Below are 17,194 nucleotides of genomic sequence, written 5' to 3' on the forward strand. Positions count from 1 at the left end.
CAAAACATGAAGTTTAACCAATTGTAAACAAAGAGAATGCCTCGCAAAAAATGATGAAAAACTAAGGATTATCTTAATTTAATGCCGAGCAATTGATTCACCCACTCAACTCGGCTACTTTGGGGGAAATTTAAATTAGAGATGATCATTATGTTATTGCTGACGATATCCTTGGTGTTGATAATTATCGCCGTATACGCCATCTACCGTCATTTTAAATCTCGCAGCACCAATACGCTGGATTCCGGTCGCCGCAATAAAAAACGCTAGCCCCTCATTTTTTCCACCGTATATCTTCTCTCGGTTGTCCATCTTTTATCCCCACGGCAATAACGCGCGCCTCCGCAACTGTTTCATCGCTGCGGTCGCGCCAACTGCTGACGGGCTCCCTCAGATCGGTTACAATTGCAGGCTGTTTTGTGGAGGTCGCCGCCGCCCGCGCGCCGTTGGCCACCACCGTTGAATCCCTCGGGGGCTGGTTTCGGCCCCTCGTTCGTCATTAAGGTAACCCGGTGAATATTCAGGTTCTTCTTTCAGATAAAGTCAGCCAGGCGCTGATCGCCGCTGGCGCGCCAGCCGATTGCGAAGCGCAGGTCCGCCCATCCGCCAAGGCGCAGTTTGGTGATTACCAGGCCAACGGCGTGATGTCAGTCGCCAAAAAGCTGGGCATGCCGCCCCGTCAGCTGGCGGAAAAAGTGGTGCAACTGCTGGATCTCGGCGACGTCGCCAGTAAAGTGGAAATCGCCGGCCCCGGCTTTATCAATATCTTCCTGAACAGCGACTGGGTCGCCCGCCAGGCCGACCAGGTGCTGAACGCACCGAAATTGGGCATTGCGCCGGTCGAACCGCAAACCATCGTTATCGACTATTCCGCGCCGAACGTGGCGAAAGAAATGCACGTCGGCCACCTGCGCTCCACCATCATCGGCGACGCCGCAGCGCGTACTCAGGAGTTTCTGGGCCATAAAGTGATCCGCGCCAACCACGTCGGCGACTGGGGCACCCAGTTCGGCATGCTGATTGCCTACCTGGAAAAAATGCAGAATGAAAACGCCAGCGATATGGGCTTGTCCGATCTCGAGCAGTTCTACCGCGAAGCCAAGAAGCATTACGATGAAGACGCCGAGTTCGCCGAGCGCGCACGCGCTTACGTCGTGAAGCTGCAGGGCGGCGATCAATACTGCCTGAAAATGTGGCGCAAGCTGGTCGACATCACCATGGCGCAAAACCAGCTGACCTATAACCGCCTGAACGTCACGCTGACCGAAGACGACGTGATGGGCGAAAGCCTGTATAACGCGATGCTGCCGGGCATCGTCGCCGATCTGAAAGCCAAAGGGCTGGCGGTGGAAAGCGAAGGCGCCACCGTGGTGTTCCTCGACGAATACCAGAACAAGGACGGCGACCCGATGGGCGTCATCATCCAGAAGAAGGATGGCGGCTACCTCTACACCACCACCGATATCGCCTGCGCCAAGTATCGCTACGAGACCCTGGGCGCCAATCGCGTGCTGTATTACATCGATTCCCGCCAGCATCAGCACCTGATGCAGGCCTGGACCATCGTGCGCAAAGCCGGTTATGTGCCGGAGTCCGTCTCGCTGGAACATCACATGTTCGGCATGATGCTGGGCAAAGACGGCAAGCCGTTCAAAACCCGCTCAGGCGGCACCGTGAAGCTCTCCGATCTGCTGGATGAAGCCATCGAACGCGCCGAACAGCTGATCGCCGGCAAAAACCCGGACATGCCGGAAGACGAAATGAAGACCATCGCTCGCGTGGTCGGTATCGGCGCGGTGAAATACGCCGATCTGTCGAAAAGCCGCACCACCGACTATGTTTTCGACTGGGATAACATGCTGGCCTTCGAAGGCAATACCGCGCCTTACATGCAATACGCCTATACCCGTGTGGCATCGGTATTCAAACGCGCCGGGATCGACGAAAGCAGCCTGACGCTGCCGCTGACCCTGACCGAAGAGCGTGAAATTGCGCTGGCCACTCGCCTGCTGCAGTTCGAAGAGGTGCTCACCGCCGTCGCGCGTGAAGGCACGCCGCACGTCATGTGCAGCTACCTGTACGATCTGGCCGGCTTGTTCTCCGGCTTCTACGAGCACTGCCAGATCCTCAACGCCGACAGCGAAGAAGCCCGTCAGAGCCGCCTGAAGCTGGCGCTGCTGACCGCCAAAACGCTGAAAACCGGCCTGGATACGCTGGGCATCGAAACCGTCGAGCGCATGTAAACCGCGCCGCGCAGAAAAGCAAAAAGGTCGCCGTGGCGACCTTTTTTTTACGCTTTCACTCGGCTCAGACGACCCGGCGCGCGAAATCACGCGGGCGGAAACCCAACCCGGCCAGCACGCCGAAGTAGGCTACCACACCGGCCACCACCACCGCCGCCAAGCGCAGCAAACGCTCCAGCATGTTGCCCTGATCCCAGGCCGGCATCAGCCACATCAAGCCAATCAGCACGGCCGACATCACCAGCACGGCAATCACCAGCTTAGTGAGGAACAGCGCCCAACCCGGCTGTGGCTGGAAGATTTTCTGCTTGCGCAGCTGCCAATACAGCAGCGCGGCGTTCAGGCAGGCCGCCAAACCGATCGACAGCGCCAGGCCGGCATGCTTCAGCGGACCGATAAACGCCAGGTTCATCACCTGCGTCATGATCAGCGTAATGATGGCGATCTTGACCGGCGTTTTGATGTCCTGACGCGAATAAAAGCCCGGCGCCAGCACCTTAACCACGATCAGCCCCATCAGCCCCACCGAGTAAGCCACCAGCGCGCGTTGCGTCATCGCCGCGTCAAAGGCGCTGAACTTGCCGTACTGGAACAGCGAGACGGTCAACGGTTTGGCCAAAATACCCAGCGCGATGGCGCTCGGCAGCGCCAGCAGGAAGCACAGGCGCAGCCCCCAATCCATCAGGCGCGAATACTCGTCGTGGTTGCCGCTCGAGAAGCTTTTGGCCAGCGACGGCAGCAGGATGGTGCCCAATGCCACGCCCAGCACGCCGGAAGGAAACTCCATCAGGCGGTCGGCATAGTACATCCAGGACACCGAGCCGGACACCAGGAACGATGCGAAGATCGTGTTGATGATCAGCGATATTTGGCTGACCGACACCCCAAGGATCGCCGGCCCCATCTGGCGCATCACCCGCCAGACCCCGGCGTCGCCCAATTTGATGCGCGGCAGCACCAGCATGCCGATCTTGCGCAGGTGCGGCAGCTGATAGCCCAATTGCAGCACGCCGCCGACCACCACCGCCCACGCCAGCGCCAGCACCGGCGGGTGGAAATACGGCGCGGCGAACAGCGCGAAGCCGATCATGCTGACGTTAAGCAGCGTTGGCGCAAAGGCCGGGATCGAGAAACGGTTCCAGGTATTGAGGATCGCCCCCACCAGCGAGGCCAGCGAAATCAATAGAATATAGGGGAAGGTAATGCGCAGCAGCGCCGACGTCAGCGCAAACTTGTCGGGCGTATCGGTAAAGCCCGGCGCAGTGATATAGATCACCCAGGGTGCGGCCAGCATCCCCAGCACCGTCACCACCGCCAGCACCAACGTCAACAGCCCGGAGACATAGGCGATAAAGGTGCGCGTCGCTTCCTCGCCCTGCTGGCTCTTATATTCCGCCAGGATCGGCACGAAAGCCTGCGAAAATGCGCCTTCGGCAAAGATACGACGCAGCAGGTTAGGAAGTTTGAACGCCACGAAGAAGGCGTCCGTTGCCATGCCGGCCCCGAACACGCGCGCGACGATCGCATCGCGGGCAAAGCCCAACACCCGCGAAAACATCGTCATCGAGCTGACGGCAGCCAAGGATTTGAGTAGGTTCATGTGGTTGTCTGATAGGTACCGTAAATATCAACGCCTGCAACAGCAGGCGTCAGTGAAACAATCGGCTCAGTTTACGCATCCGGAAAAGAATAGCTACCGCCATATGTTACATAGAGTTATCGCGTAACAAACGCTCGACCACCCGCTGCGCAACCAGCGCCTGCTCGCCGCCGGTTTCCGGCGCGCTCTGATTGGCGACGGCGCAGAGGAAATGCCGCACCGCCCCGTCGAAACCGCGTTGCACCAGCGTGCTTTGCCAACCCGGCACCGGCTGTTCCAACTCGCCCTGCGCATCTTCGCGCAGCCAGTGGCGCATATCGGTCAACTGATACCGCGCGCCGTCGGTCACCGCCTGCACGCTTTCGCGCTGGCTGCCGCCGCGGCGATGCATACTGGTCGTCACCTGCGTATCGCCACAGGCGAAGTGGTGCTCGGCGTACAGCATTTCGCCTGCAGCGTTGGCGCGCACGCTGCCACTCAGCAGTTGCTCGCCTCCGCCCGCCAGCCACAGGGCGGTGTCCACCACGTGCAGATAGTCATCCAGCAGGGTAAAGCGCAGATCGTGAGGGCCGACGCTGTCCGCCCGATGTTTATCCATGCGAATGGAGGCGGGCTGATTCATTTGCTGCTTGAGTTGGCGGTAAAGCGGCGCGAAACGGCGGTTGAACCCCACCATCAGCGTTTTGTCCCGCCGCTCGGCCAGCTCAAGCAACTGCTCGCCCTGCTCCAGCGTTTCCGCCAACGGTTTATCGACGTAAACATGTACGCCACGGTTAAGCAGCTCGCCAATGACCGAAAAATGGCTGGCGGTGCTGCTGTGGACAAAGACCGCATCGCACTGTTCGGCCAAGCTGTCCAGCCGAGGGAAACAGGCCATGCGGTAGCTGTCGCACAGCGGCTGCGCTTTCTGTTGATTAGGCGAGAAGCCGCCCACCAGCGTCCAGTCCGCCGCCTGACTGAGGATCGGCAGGTAGGCCTTCTGCGCGATGCTGCCCAGCCCCACCACGCCCACGCGCAATTTAGTCATGCGTTTCCCTCGCCAACAGTTGCTGCACCTGCCGTTTCAGCTCCGCCACGTCGTTTTCCAACGCGCTGACCCTGGCGCTCAATTCACCGTCGATCTCCGACTCGAGCGCCGGCGGCGCCTCATCGATTGGCCCGCTGAACAGATGCATGAAGCGGCTTTCGCGCTTGCCTGGCTCGCGCGCCAGGCGCACCACGAACGGGCCGTCTTCGCGCGTGGTCAACTGCTGCAGCACCTGTTCGACCTCGTTGACATCGCTGAACTCGTGCATTCGGTTGGTGCGCGTGCGCAGCTCGCCCGGCGTTTGCGCGCCGCGCAGCAGTAAGGTGGCGATCACCGCCAGTTCGGCGGGAGAGAGCTTCAGCTGGCCAAACTCGGAATTGCAAAACCGCTGCTCGTATTTCACGACCCGATTGCCGAACCCGCTGAGGGTGCGCAGGAAATGTTTGCGCAGCAACAGATCGAGGAGTTGCTGCACCTCGCTTTCACTCAGATCCATCACCGGCTCGCGGTTGGTCTTTTGGTTACAGGCCAGGGTAATGGCGTTAAGCGAAAGCGGGTATTGGTCCGGCGTCGTCACCTGTTTTTCCAACAGGCAGCCGATGACCCGGGCCTCTTTGGCGTTCAATTCATATTTCATCGTTTGGCCTCAACGTGGGGGTAGCCACTCTTTATTGGTGTATGCCGTCAAAACGTGGTCTTGCCACTTGCCGTCGATCAGCAGGTAATCTTTGGCGTAACCTTCGCGTTCGAATCCCAGGCGCGTCAGCAATGCGCCGCTGCGCTGGTTATGCGGCATATAGTTGGCCATGATGCGGTGCATGCGCTGTTGGCGCAGCATATAGCGGATGGCGGACTGCAAGGCTTCGAACATCAACCCCTGCCCCTGCCATTTCTCCCCCAGCGAATAACCGAGGAAACAGGCGTGAAACGAACCGCGCAACACGTTGCTGAAGTTCGCCACGCCGCGGACTTCCTGCTCTTCCGGATCGAGCAGGATAAAATAGTAGGCGCTGCCCTGCTTTTGCATTTCAGCGATCATCCCCAGGCGCGCCTGCCAGCCGGACGGATAACAATGGCTTTCATCGCGCACCGGCTCCCAGGGTTTGAGAAAGGTCCGGTTCTCGGCATAATAGTCCGCCAGACGATAGGCGTCCCGTTCATGCACTAAACGGACCACCATCCGGTCGGTAGTAAGACGTACTTTTGGCGATGCAGAGCGGTAGCCGAACATCATTTCCCCCGCGGTCAAAACGGTTCGATAAGAAGTATTTATTAGGAAGCGTCGTGGATAATTATCCGACGCCGATCTGAGGCCATGACTTTATGTTGCCAATAGCGCCTCAGAACCGCGCTCCCTTGCATTCAATATAACCGTAGGCCGCCCCCGAGGTAAAATACCGGCCGCTCAGTAAATCGCCGAATACGCGTTTTACGGCGTTTTTCCGCCAATTTTGCAGTTCAGGTAACACCTTGACGATAAAAAAATATTATCTACTCCGCCCCTGTCGCCGTCCGCCAATTGGGTAGAGAATGGTGGGGTTGCCTTCCCCCTCTCTCTTAATTGCTCATGGTGATGCATGTCTCTGGTGTCGCAAGCGCGCAGCTTGGGTAAATATTTTCTGTTGCTCGACAACCTGCTGGTGGTTTTAGGCTTCTTTGTCGTGTTCCCGCTTATTTCGATCCGCTTCGTCGATCAGCTGGGATGGGCGGCGCTGATCGTCGGCATCGCGCTGGGTTTGCGTCAGTTGCTGCAACAAGGGCTCGGCATCTTTGGCGGCGCGGTCGCCGACCGCTTTGGCGCCAAGCCGATGATCGTCACCGGCATGCTGCTGCGCGCCGCCGGTTTCGCCACCATGGCGATGGCCGATGCGCCGTGGATCCTGTGGTTCTCCTGCGCGCTGTCCGCCCTCGGCGGCACGCTGTTCGATCCGCCGCGCACCGCTTTGGTGATCAAACTGACCCGTCCGCACGAACGCGGCCGCTTTTTCTCGCTGTTGATGATGCAGGACAGCGCCGGCGCGGTAGTCGGCGCGCTGATCGGCAGTTGGCTGCTGCAATACGATTTCCACTTTGTCTGCTGGGTCGGGGCGGCGATCTTCGTGCTGGCCGCCGGCTGGAACGCCTGGTTACTGCCGGCTTATCGCATCTCCACCGTGCGCGTGCCGATGAAAGAAGGCATGTTGCGGGTCGTGCGCGATCGCCGCTTCCTCACCTATGTCCTGACGCTGACCGGCTACTATATGCTGGCGGTACAGGTGATGCTGATGCTGCCGATCGTGGTCAATGAAATTGCCGGCTCACCGGCGGCGGTGAAATGGATGTACGCGATCGAAGCGGCGCTGTCGCTGTCGCTGCTCTATCCGCTGGCGCGTTGGGGTGAAAAACATTTTCGGCTTGAACAACGCCTGATGGCGGGCCTGCTGCTGATGACGCTCAGCCTGCTGCCGATCGGCCTTGCCAGCAGCCTGCAAGGCGTGTTCACGCTGATCTGCTGTTTCTATCTGGGTTCGATCATCGCCGAGCCGGCGCGCGAAACGCTCAGCGCGTCACTGGCCGATCCGCGGGCGCGCGGCAGCTACATGGGCTTCAGCCGCCTCGGGCTGGCGTTGGGCGGTGCGTTGGGATATACCGGCGGCGGTTGGATGTACGATACCGGGCGGATGATGAACATGCCGGAGCTGCCCTGGCTGCTGCTCGGCGCCGTCGGCTTCGCCACGCTGCTGGCGCTGTACTGGCAATTCAGCCCGCGGCGCAACGCGTCGGTGATACTGCGCGGCGGCTAACGCCATAGAAATCCGGCCGAATCGGCAACAGCTGCTATCCTGTTAGTAAAAACACCCACAGGAGCCCGTCGGCATGAGCGAAGAAGCCAAATTACCGCAACTACTCGAACATATGATACTGAACTTGCGCATGATTTATGCGCGCTCCACCCTGGTGGAAAAGGCGCTGGCGCATATCCTCGCCAGCGACGCCGGCCTGAAAAACGATATTATCAAACAGCTGCAGGTCGTCACCGCCGCCAACGAACGCGATCAGATCGATTTGGAACAAGCCCGCATTCACCTGATCGATGTGCTCAACTCGGTACCGGTCAAGAAATAGCACCCCTCGCCCGCGCCTGTTGCGCGGGCAATATCGCAATAACGCACCATCCAACACACGCGTTTCAAGACAGCCTCGATAAGCTGTGGTAACTATTGCTGTTAAAACCTGACAACCCGGAGCAAGCATGAAACTGTTCATTTACGATCATTGCCCATTCTGCGTTAAAGCCCGCATGATTTTCGGCCTGAAACATCTGCCGATTCGCCTGGTCACGTTGCTCAACGACGATGAGACGACCCCGTTCAATCTGATTGGCAAAAAAATGGTGCCGATCCTGATCAAAGACGACGGCGAAGCGATGCCGGAAAGCCTGGATATCGTGCGCTATGTCGATGGCTTGGACGGCAAACCGGTGCTGACCGGCCGCACCAACCCTGCCATCGCCGAGTGGTTGCGCCGGGTCGACAGTTATGCGGCAAAATTGCTGTTGCCGCGTATTGCGCATGCCGATTTCGAAGAATTTGCCACCGACAGCGCCCGCCGTTACTTTATCGATAAAAAGCAGGCGTCAATCGGTGATTTCGCCGAGCATCTCGCCAACAGCGCCGATCTGATCGCCGAACTGGAGGCCGACCTGCAAACGCTGTCACCGCTGATCGTCTCCACCGACGCCGTGAACGGCGAGCTTTCTGAGGACGATATTCATCTGTTCCCGCTGCTGCGCTCATTGTCGATCGTCGCCGGGGTTGCCCTGCCGGACAACGTGGAAGCCTACCGCAACCGCATGGCGCAGCGCAGCGAAGTGCCGTTGCTGCTGGATATGGAACAATAACGTTCGACAGTCACAAAAAGGATATGGCGTACTGATGCTGAAAATGGTGCTCGCCACCGCTCGCGATCGGGCGCGGCTGAAGGAAATTACTTCCGTTCTGATTCGTTATGGTTTGCAAGACGTTCTGCGCCTGCTGGGCCTGGGGGCGTTGCTGCGTGGCGCCCGCAGTGAGCCCGCACGGCAGAGCGCGCAGCCCCTTCCTCAGCGGCTGCGCGAAGCGCTCGAGGCGCTCGGCCCAACCTTCGTCAAATTCGGCCAGATCCTGGCCACGCGTTCTGACCTGCTGGATCCGGCCTGGACCGACGAACTGGATCGTCTGCACAGCCAGGCGGCGGTGTTGCCATGGGAAATGCTGGCGCCGCAGATCGTTGCCGATCTCGGGGATGATCCCGAGCAGCTGTTTGCCGAATTCGATCGCACACCGCTGGCCGCGGCGTCGATGGCGCAAATTTACCGCGCGCGCCTGCACAGCGGCGAACAGGTAGTGGTGAAAGTGCTGCGCCCCGGCCTGGCAAAAACCATTCACGCCGATCTGCGGCTGCTGGCCTCGCTGGCGGAAACCGTGGAGCAGCAGAGTCAGGCGCTGGCGCGCTATCGACCACGGCAGATGGTCAGAGCGCTGGCGACGGCGCTCAATCATGAACTGGATTTGACCCATGAAGGGCATAACTGCGATCGCGTCGCCGGCATGTTTGCGCGTGAACCCGACGTGGTCGTGCCGAAAATCTATTGGCAATGGTCTTCTCCGCGTCTGTTAGTGCAGGAATACTTGCCCGGCACCGCGCCGGAGAACCCCCGGCAGTTGGCGGAAGCGGGATTTGACGGCCCGCTGCTGGCGCGGCGCGGCGCTCGCGCCTTTATGAGCATGGTGCTGGAGCACCGGCTGTATCACGCCGATCCACACCCCGGCAACGTGATGGCGCTGAGCGGCGATCGCGTCGGCTTCATCGACTTCGGCATGGTGGGTCAGTTGTCCGAACGGCGGCGCAACCAGTTGCTCCTGCTGCTGCAGGCCATCGCCGATCGTCAGTCCGAAGGCATCGTCAACACGCTGATCGCCTGGTCGGACAGCGAACCGCTGGATCTGATGGACCTGGAGCTGGCGGCGCAAAACTTTCTCGACAAGCAGGCCGCCGCCACCCTAACGCTCGGCAAAGCCCTCACTGACCTGTTGGTGATGGCGCGTGAGCACCAGCTGGCGCTGCCGCCGGATCTGGTGCTGCTGTTCAAGGCCTTAATCACCGCCGACGGCGTGCTGCACCGGCTGGATCCGGCCTTTGACATCGTCGCCACGCTCAAACCGATGCTGCAACAAACGGTGCTGCAACGTTATACCCCTGACGCCGTGCGCCAACGGCTCTTGGCCCTGGGCGGGGAAGCGCTCGACGCCGGAGAGGAGCTGCCGCAAACCCTGCGGCTGTTGGTGCGCCGCCTGAAACGCGGGCAGCTCAATGCCGACATTAACGTCAAGAACCTCGGTCAGTTGAGCAAAGCGCTGGAGCGCAGCGCCGTTACCCTGGCCATCGCCATCGTCACCGCCGCTTTTGCCCTGGGGCTGGCGCCTTATCTGATGCATTCGTCGCTGCGGCTGTGGGGCATTCCGCTGTTCCCGCTGTTGGGAGGCGCAGCCTGTCTGGCCGGCGTGATCCTCTTGGCGCTGCGATTACGGCGCTGACGCTTTCGGCGTTATCCGATAGGTCTCGCCCTGTTTTACGCGCACTATTCCCGCCATACCGCCGCCTGCCGTTTTCACGCGCAGGCGGAGCGTTTATAATGATTAATCAATTATCTGCAGCACTTTTCGCCAGCAGTCGCAATGAGGCATTAATGAAGAAGATCCTGATGGGCGCAGCCGCCCTGCTGTTCGCCGGCGTATTGGCCGGTTGCAATCAACTGACCCAGTACACCCTGAGTGAGCAGGAAGTGAATGACTACCTGCAGAAACATAACGACTATCAGAAGCAAATCGGCGTGCCCGGCCTGCTGGACGCCAACATCGTGCTGACTCAGTTGCAAAGCCAGATCGGCCGCAGCGAACCGGGTAAAGTCACCCTTTCCGGCGACGCCAAGGTCAACATCACGTCGATTCTCGGCCCGCAGACCGCGGATCTGAAGCTGACGCTGAAGGCGCAGCCGGTTTATGACCGGGCGCAGGGCGCCATTTTCCTGAAGGACATGGAGCTGACCGATTACAGCGTGCAGCCGGAAAAAATGCAGACGGTGATGAAAGCGCTGACGCCGTATCTGAACCAGTCGCTGAAATCCTACTTCGACCAAAAGCCGGCTTATGTGCTGAATCCTGACAACAGCAAAACCGAAGCGCTGGCGAAAAAACTGGCGAAAGGGTTGGAAGTGAAACCGGGTGAATTGGTGATTCCGTTCAGCGACTGACACCGCCTGAGAACATCAAGCCCGCCGCTCGGCGGGCTTTTTACTGCCGGGAAAGCGTTACTGCGGGGCGCTGTAGGCGATTTCGCCGGTGTTGCAGTTGAGCGTCACGTTGTAGGTTTTATCTGCCTTGGTGCCACGCACCGTCAACGGCACCTGCCATACCTGATCCTTGCCGCTGATGGCATCCGGGCTAACCCAGGCAATCGGCGTTGCGGTACCCAGCAGCTTTTTGTCCGACTCCCAGCGCGTAATGCGGTTCTGCAAGAAGTCGCGCTTGACCTGGGCGGCGATATCCGCCGGCTGCAGGCCCGCACACTGCCCCACCTTGGCGGCGCGCTGTTCGTGATCCTGCGCCCACACCGCCGTCGATGCTCCCATCATGGCCAACAAGGCGATAGCCAAACCCGTTTTTTTCATATGTCCTCCCGTTGTGATTAGCGCTATCCGGGCGCCCATCCCTGGCTCACAACAGGGCTTCGGCAAAGGGTTACCGTTTGACGAACTCAATGACAAACAGCGCATCCAGGCCCGGATAGATTTCCTTGATCACCTGCTTCAGTTCGCCGAGCGACATGTTCTCCTGCTGTGCGTGGCGTTCGGTCAGCGCATCCAGGCGCACCGGCGTTACCGACAGCACTTCGATAAAGCAGAAAAATACGCCGTCCTCATTGCGGCTGACGCGCAATACCTCGCCCGGTTCAAAATGCGATTCACTGGCATCCCGAATGGTGATGGTTTTACGCCCGGCCAGAATGTCTTGCTCAAAGCGGCTAAAGAAAGTTATTTCACGGCTCATTTTAGATCCTTTTTCATCACAACACCGCAACATAAGTCATTATGCCGCCTGCTTTTCTGACGCAGATCCCTCTTTTGGGGTAGAGGCCGCTTTTTTCGCTTTGCTTTCCGCCGGTTTCTTGAGGGTTTCCGCCGGCGATGCGCCGCGCAGAATCAGGCCCAGCGCATCCTTGTTTTCCGCCAGGAAAAAGCTCAGCCCTTCGCGCTGTTCGTCATCCAGGTTCAGCGGCGCCTGCTGCAGCCACTCCCCAAGGTTGTCCGCCAGATCCAGCATTTTGTCGTAGGCGTCGGCTTCTTTCTTGCTCGCGAAAGTCATTTTTTCCTCACCGTTTCTCACCACCACATATTTAACTTCAACCGCCATGCGTGCGTCCTCAAATACTCAAATTACTGTGATTATATACAGTATAAATAGATCGTGGCGGGAAGGCAAACCGCCGCCCGCCTTTGGCTTATTTCAGCAGCCGCACCTTGCAGCTTTTGCCTTTGATTTTGCCCTGCTGCAACTGTTGCAGCGCCTTGCGCGCGCTGGCTTTGCGGATCGCGACATAGGCATGCACCGGGAACATATCGATCTTGCCCACTTCCGCCGCCGTCAGCCCGGCATCACCGGTCAGCGCCCCGAGAATATCGCCGGGACGGATCTTCGCCTTGCGGCCGCCGTCGATGCACAGCGTCACCATTTCCGCCTCCAGCGAGCCGTTGGCCGCCCCGCTCAGCTCGGACACCGGCGACCAGTCGACGCTCATCTGCAGATAGTCTTCAATCGCGTGCGCACGCGCCATTTCCTGCGGCGTGCACAGGCTGATCGCCAACCCGCTCATGCCGGCGCGGCCGGTACGGCCAATACGGTGCACATGCACTTCGGGATCGAACGCCAGCTCGTAGTTGACCACCAGCTCCAGCTCTTTAATATCCAGCCCGCGTGCGGCGACGTCGGTCGCCACCAATACCCGGCAACTGCGGTTGGCGAAACGCACCAACACCTGGTCGCGGTCGCGCTGTTCCAGATCGCCATGCAGCGCCAGCGCGCTGATGCCGCGGGCCTCCAGGGCCTCAAGCACCGTCTGACAGTCGCGTTTGGTATTGCAGAACACCACGCAGGACGCAGGTTGATGATTGCGAATGGCCGACACCAGCAGCGCTGGGCGCTGATCGCGCGTGGTCTCATAAAAGCGTTGTTCGATGGAGGTCTGCGCTTCGCCATCGTCCACCTCGACGCTCAGCGGCTGGCGTTGAACGCGCGCGCTGATGCGCTCGATGCCTGCCGGGTACGTGGCGGAAAACAGCAGCGTCTGACGTTGCGGCGGCGTATAGCTGATCACATCGTCGATGTCGTCGGCGAACCCCATGTCCAGCATGCGATCGGCCTCATCCAGCACCAGCACCTTCAGCTCGTCCAGCTGCAGCGTTTTCTTGCGCAGGTGTTCCTGGATACGGCCCGGCGTCCCCACCACGATGTGCGGCGCATGCACCAGCGAATCGAGCTGCGGCCCCATCGGCTGGCCGCCGCACAGCGTCAGGATCTTGATGTTTTGCGTAAAACGCGCCAGGCGACGCAGCTCTTTGCTCACCTGATCGGCCAGCTCGCGGGTGGGACAAAGCACCAGCGCCTGCGTGGCGACCTGACCGACGACGATACTGTTCAGCAGACCAATGCCGAAGGCCGCCGTTTTACCGCTGCCGGTTTTCGCCTTGGCGCGCACGTCCCGCCCTTGCAGGATGGCGGGCAATGCGGCGGCCTGTACCGGCGTCATTTCGGCGTACCCCAGTTCGTTGAGGTTGGCCAACTGTTCGGCTGGCAGCGGCAGGGAAGAAAAAGAAACTGTGCTCACGGCGATAACTCTTATATGACGAATGGAATGGCGGCGCGCCCGCAGGTAAGCGCCGAATCAGCGGTAAATGATAACAGAGATGGGCGGCGTTACGGGGTGCGGGCATAAAAAAACCCGCCGGCGGCGGGTTTCTTGGCAACGCAGTCGTTAAATCGCAACGACGTTGGCTGCGGCTGGGCCACGTTGGCTGTCCTGGATGGAGAACTCAACCTGCTGGCCTTCAGCCAGGGTCTTGAAACCATCGCTGACGATAGCGGAGAAATGAACGAAAACGTCTTTAGAGCCGTCGGCAGGGGTAATAAAGCCGAAACCTTTGCTTTCGTTGAACCATTTAACGTGACCAGTGATCTTGCTCATTTGTGTTTCCTTTACTTGATAAACCTGCCTTGACGGCACGAGACGCGAAAACCTTTCGATAAGTAGGCCTTCTTTCGCCGTCGGTTATTAACGCACAATCGCTCATACAGGGCAAATATTTCTGTTTGTTATAAAAACAGCCAGTTAGCAACAAAACCGGCGCGGCGGCTGCGCGCGCAATCGTTTTCGTATATACTGCCCGCCGATCATCAATCCGCTTACTTTCACCGATCCAGGTACGAAACTATGTTAACGATTGGAACCGCCCTGCGCCCTTCCGCCACCCGCGTCATGTTGCTCGGCTCCGGCGAGCTGGGTAAAGAAGTCGCCATTGAATGCCAGCGCCTCGGTCTGGAGGTGATCGCCGTCGATCGCTACGCCGATGCGCCGGCCATGCATGTGGCGCACCGCAGCCACGTCATCAATATGCTGGACGGTGACGCGTTGAAAGCCGTCATCGAACACGAGCGGCCGGACTATATCGTTCCCGAAATCGAAGCGATCGCCACCGCCATGCTGGTCGAGCTTGAACGCCAGGGCCACCGCGTAGTGCCCTGCGCCGAAGCCACACGCCTGACCATGAACCGTGAAGGCATCCGCCGTCTGGCGGCGGAAGAGCTCGGTCTTCCCACCTCCAGCTACCGCTTTGCCGACAGTGAAATCGCTTTCCGCCAGGCGGTTGAGCATATCGGCTACCCGTGCATCGTCAAACCGGTGATGAGCTCTTCCGGCAAAGGCCAGAGCCTGATCCGCACGCCCGAACAGCTGCAAAGCGCCTGGGATTACGCCCAACAGGGCGGCCGTGCCGGCGGTGGCCGGGTGATCGTCGAAGGGCTGGTAAGATTTGATTTTGAAATTACGCTGCTGACCATCAGCGCCGTGGATGGCGTGCATTTCTGTGAGCCGATCGGGCACCGTCAGGAGGATGGGGATTACCGCGAATCCTGGCAGCCGCAACGCATGTCGGCTACGGCGCTGAGCCGGGCCCAGGCTATCGCCGAGAAAGTGGTGAAGGCCCTGGGGGGCTTCGGGCTGTTCGGCGTGGAGCTGTTCGTTTGTGGCGACGACGTGATCTTCAGCGAAGTGTCGCCACGCCCGCACGATACCGGCATGGTCACGTTGATTTCACAGGATCTGTCTGAGTTCGCCCTGCACGTGCGCGCGTTTCTCGGTTTGCCGATCGGCGCTATCCGCCAGTTCGGCCCTTCCGCTTCAGCGGTGATCCTGCCACAGCTCACCAGCACCGATGTGCGCTTCAGCGGATTGGAAAACGCGCTGCGCGGGCACAACCAGCTGCGTCTGTTCGGCAAGCCGGAAATCGCCGGCCAGCGCCGCCTGGGTGTAGCGCTGGCAACGGCGGACACCACGGAACTCGCGGTGGAGCTGGCGAAACAGGCCGCCGCCGCCGTGGCGGTCAACCGCTAAAACTGACGGGGCCGCTTGCGCGGCCCCGATAACATCAATAGTCTTCGTCTTCTTCAGCATCGTCATCCCGCGACGCCTCCGGCGCGGCATCCTGCTGTTCGTCTTCGTCATCGAACAGCACCGCGACATGCGCGCCCTGATGCTTCTCACGAATTTCCTGCGCAACGCGAGCAATGGCCTCACCGCTGCTCATGCCCTGTTCCATCAGCTGATGGATGCGATCCGCCGCTTCCTGCTGCTCCGCGTGGCTCAGTAATGGCATACCTGCATGCATGTGTCGTTCTCTCCGGCAAAAGGGAGAAGGAGTATACGCGCTAACGCGGCGGATCCCAACGTCTTGTGCCTCAGGCCGGCTGTGAACAGCCGTTATCGTTGCGCCACTGCTTTAAACGGTGCCGCCACAGCATGACATGCCACCCCTGCTTCACGCCGCGCGCATTGGCGAGCATCGCTCTGTCGATGCCACGTTGGTAAAACTCTTCGGTAATCTGATTCTGAGCGGCCGGATCCGGCTCACGGCGAATGCTGTGGCAAATCCCCAGCGCTTCGCGGGTGATCTGCCAATGAAACGCCGGCCGAATGGCGATGGTGCTCGCATAACGCAGGTTGAGCCGCTCCAGCATTTCGACGATTTTCATATAGTGGCGCTGATAATCCACGTTAGCCTTGCCGGTGCGGCGGCGATTGCTGATCGACTTGTCGTGCACCCGTTGGCGGTACAGCGGCGTGCTTAAATATTTGACCCGCTTGGCATTAAACATGACCTCCGTCGTCCAGGGAATATCCTGGTGATGTAAGCCCGGTTCAAAATAGAGCCGATGCTGGCGGATAAAATCGAGACGATATATCGCCAACCACACAACGTGAATAAACTTTCGCGATTTCAACGCGCGTTCGAACCATTGAACGCCAGTGATAACATCAGTGGTGCGTAAACGCTCCTGAGGAAAAATCGGCTGCAATTCGTCCTGGCTGGCAAAATAGCGTTCGCCATTGCATTGCATCACGTCTAATTGGTGCCGTTCGGCCTGCTCCAGCAGCGTGGAATACATTTCCGGCGCCAGCAGATCGTCAGCGTCGGGAAACGCCACGTATTTTCCTCGGGCAACGGCGAGCCCGGCATTACGCGCATTGGAAACGCCGGCGTTCGCCTGATCGATAACCCGAATATGCGGATGCGCCGCCGCATAGCGGTGGGCGACCTCCCCCGAACCGTCGGTGGAACCATCGTTAACGATGATCACCTCCAACCGCTGTTCTCGTTGAGCAAGCAACGAAGCCAGGAAAGGTTCTAACAGTTCTCCCGCATTGTGCATCGGGACGATGACGCTCAGCATTAACGACATAGGCAGCTCTTCAATAATAATGTAACAAAATGATAATTTTATTTTTTTGAAAAATAGAAATCGCTTCAGCGCCCGAGCGAAATATGACGCAAACATTCACATTTCCGCCGCGAGCTAAATAAGATTCATCTTGTTTGTCTTTTCATGCTTTCTACAAGAAAAGCGTTCCACAACAAGGAATAACTTTCACAAGACGGCCACCTTAAAAAACACAGGCAAAACCGTTTCGCATCGCCCGCTTAATAACAGCGAGCAACAATAAAAGTGTGAAATTAACGAGTTGTCTTTATATTTC

The 17,194-nt window shown here is 59.0% G+C and carries 19 protein-coding genes; 7 read left to right on the top strand and 12 right to left on the bottom strand.

Annotation, left to right across the window (positions count from 1 at the left end; translation table 11 throughout):
- Nucleotides 1-153 precede the first annotated feature (153 nt).
- A complete protein-coding gene (locus ACMGG9_RS13155; protein ID WP_154219869.1) occupies nt 154-312 on the bottom strand; it encodes a hypothetical protein in 159 nt (52 codons plus the stop codon).
- Nucleotides 313-512: 200 nt separating this feature from the next.
- On the opposite strand from ACMGG9_RS13155, the gene argS reads away from it, so the two are divergent.
- Nucleotides 513-2,243, top strand: coding sequence for an arginine--tRNA ligase (argS, locus tag ACMGG9_RS13160; protein ID WP_033650942.1), 1,731 nt, complete (start codon nt 513-515; stop codon nt 2,241-2,243).
- A gap of 64 nt (nt 2,244-2,307) precedes the next feature.
- Here argS and murJ read toward each other — a convergent pair whose 3' ends face one another.
- The 4 genes from murJ to rimJ all read right to left on the bottom strand — a co-directional run bounded on the left by murJ (nt 2,308) and on the right by rimJ (nt 6,101).
- Complete coding sequence (gene murJ, locus ACMGG9_RS13165) at nt 2,308-3,843, bottom strand: murein biosynthesis integral membrane protein MurJ (RefSeq protein WP_033643367.1); 1,536 nt, start codon at nt 3,841-3,843, stop codon at nt 2,308-2,310.
- A 106-nt stretch (nt 3,844-3,949) separates the two neighbouring features.
- On the bottom strand, nt 3,950-4,870 hold the full coding sequence (locus ACMGG9_RS13170; protein WP_414161471.1) for a Gfo/Idh/MocA family protein: 921 nt from the start codon (nt 4,868-4,870) through the stop codon (nt 3,950-3,952).
- Nucleotides 4,863-5,507 carry a YceH family protein gene (locus ACMGG9_RS13175; RefSeq protein ID WP_414161472.1) on the bottom strand — a complete coding sequence of 215 codons (645 nt, stop codon included), beginning with the start codon at nt 5,505-5,507 and terminating at the stop codon, nt 4,863-4,865. The genes ACMGG9_RS13170 and ACMGG9_RS13175 overlap by 8 nt, the downstream gene beginning before the upstream one ends.
- Nucleotides 5,508-5,516: 9 nt before the next feature.
- The gene (gene rimJ, locus ACMGG9_RS13180; RefSeq protein ID WP_033644290.1) at nt 5,517-6,101 is read right to left on the bottom strand and encodes a ribosomal protein S5-alanine N-acetyltransferase; all 585 of its coding nucleotides are present in this window, start codon (nt 6,099-6,101) and stop codon (nt 5,517-5,519) included.
- Between the two features lie 346 nt (nt 6,102-6,447).
- Here rimJ and mdtH point away from each other — a divergent pair, with 346 nt between their 5' ends.
- From mdtH to ACMGG9_RS13205, 5 genes are all read left to right on the top strand, one after another.
- The gene (gene mdtH, locus ACMGG9_RS13185) at nt 6,448-7,653 is read left to right on the top strand and encodes a multidrug efflux MFS transporter MdtH (protein ID WP_033643370.1); all 1,206 of its coding nucleotides are present in this window, start codon (nt 6,448-6,450) and stop codon (nt 7,651-7,653) included.
- A 73-nt stretch (nt 7,654-7,726) separates the two neighbouring features.
- Nucleotides 7,727-7,975, top strand: a complete 249-nt coding sequence (locus ACMGG9_RS13190; protein ID WP_033643371.1) for a hypothetical protein — start codon at nt 7,727-7,729, stop codon at nt 7,973-7,975.
- Between the two features lie 127 nt (nt 7,976-8,102).
- Complete coding sequence (gene grxB, locus ACMGG9_RS13195; protein ID WP_414161473.1) at nt 8,103-8,750, top strand: glutaredoxin 2; 648 nt, start codon at nt 8,103-8,105, stop codon at nt 8,748-8,750.
- A 34-nt stretch (nt 8,751-8,784) separates the two neighbouring features.
- Entirely contained in the window at nt 8,785-10,425 is a 1,641-nt protein-coding gene (locus tag ACMGG9_RS13200; RefSeq protein ID WP_414161474.1) for an ABC1 kinase family protein, read from the top strand.
- A 152-nt stretch (nt 10,426-10,577) separates the two neighbouring features.
- The gene (locus ACMGG9_RS13205; protein ID WP_016927416.1) at nt 10,578-11,141 is read left to right on the top strand and encodes a lipoprotein; all 564 of its coding nucleotides are present in this window, start codon (nt 10,578-10,580) and stop codon (nt 11,139-11,141) included.
- Between the two features lie 57 nt (nt 11,142-11,198).
- On the opposite strand, the gene yebF is transcribed toward ACMGG9_RS13205, so the two are convergent.
- From yebF to cspC, 5 genes are all read right to left on the bottom strand, one after another.
- On the bottom strand, nt 11,199-11,558 hold the full coding sequence (gene yebF, locus ACMGG9_RS13210; protein WP_004927560.1) for a protein YebF: 360 nt from the start codon (nt 11,556-11,558) through the stop codon (nt 11,199-11,201).
- 70 nt (nt 11,559-11,628) lie between these two features.
- Nucleotides 11,629-11,937, bottom strand: coding sequence for a N(4)-acetylcytidine aminohydrolase (yqfB, locus tag ACMGG9_RS13215; RefSeq protein ID WP_004927562.1), 309 nt, complete (start codon nt 11,935-11,937; stop codon nt 11,629-11,631).
- Between the two features lie 39 nt (nt 11,938-11,976).
- Nucleotides 11,977-12,300, bottom strand: coding sequence for a YebG family protein (locus ACMGG9_RS13220; RefSeq protein ID WP_033643375.1), 324 nt, complete (start codon nt 12,298-12,300; stop codon nt 11,977-11,979).
- Between the two features lie 88 nt (nt 12,301-12,388).
- Complete coding sequence (dbpA, locus tag ACMGG9_RS13225) at nt 12,389-13,771, bottom strand: ATP-dependent RNA helicase DbpA (RefSeq protein WP_108680923.1); 1,383 nt, start codon at nt 13,769-13,771, stop codon at nt 12,389-12,391.
- 147 nt (nt 13,772-13,918) lie between these two features.
- Nucleotides 13,919-14,128 (bottom strand): cold shock-like protein CspC, encoded by a 210-nt coding sequence (gene cspC, locus ACMGG9_RS13230; protein ID WP_004927572.1) that lies wholly within the window; start codon nt 14,126-14,128, stop codon nt 13,919-13,921.
- Between the two features lie 246 nt (nt 14,129-14,374).
- Here cspC and purT point away from each other — a divergent pair, with 246 nt between their 5' ends.
- Nucleotides 14,375-15,553, top strand: a complete 1,179-nt coding sequence (purT, locus tag ACMGG9_RS13235; RefSeq protein WP_117187797.1) for a formate-dependent phosphoribosylglycinamide formyltransferase — start codon at nt 14,375-14,377, stop codon at nt 15,551-15,553.
- A 34-nt stretch (nt 15,554-15,587) separates the two neighbouring features.
- Here the strand turns inward: purT and ACMGG9_RS13240 are convergent, their stop codons facing one another.
- Together ACMGG9_RS13240 and ACMGG9_RS13245 are read right to left on the bottom strand one after the other, a co-directional pair.
- Nucleotides 15,588-15,827: a YoaH family protein gene (locus ACMGG9_RS13240; RefSeq protein WP_033643378.1), complete on the bottom strand. Its 240-nt coding sequence runs from the start codon at nt 15,825-15,827 to the stop codon at nt 15,588-15,590.
- A 70-nt stretch (nt 15,828-15,897) separates the two neighbouring features.
- On the bottom strand, nt 15,898-16,899 hold the full coding sequence (locus ACMGG9_RS13245; protein WP_033643379.1) for a glycosyltransferase: 1,002 nt from the start codon (nt 16,897-16,899) through the stop codon (nt 15,898-15,900).
- Nucleotides 16,900-17,194 lie beyond the last annotated feature (295 nt).

This window comes from Serratia sp. BNK-10 (assembly GCF_047456065.1).
Taxonomy (GTDB): domain Bacteria; phylum Pseudomonadota; class Gammaproteobacteria; order Enterobacterales; family Enterobacteriaceae; genus Serratia; species Serratia ureilytica.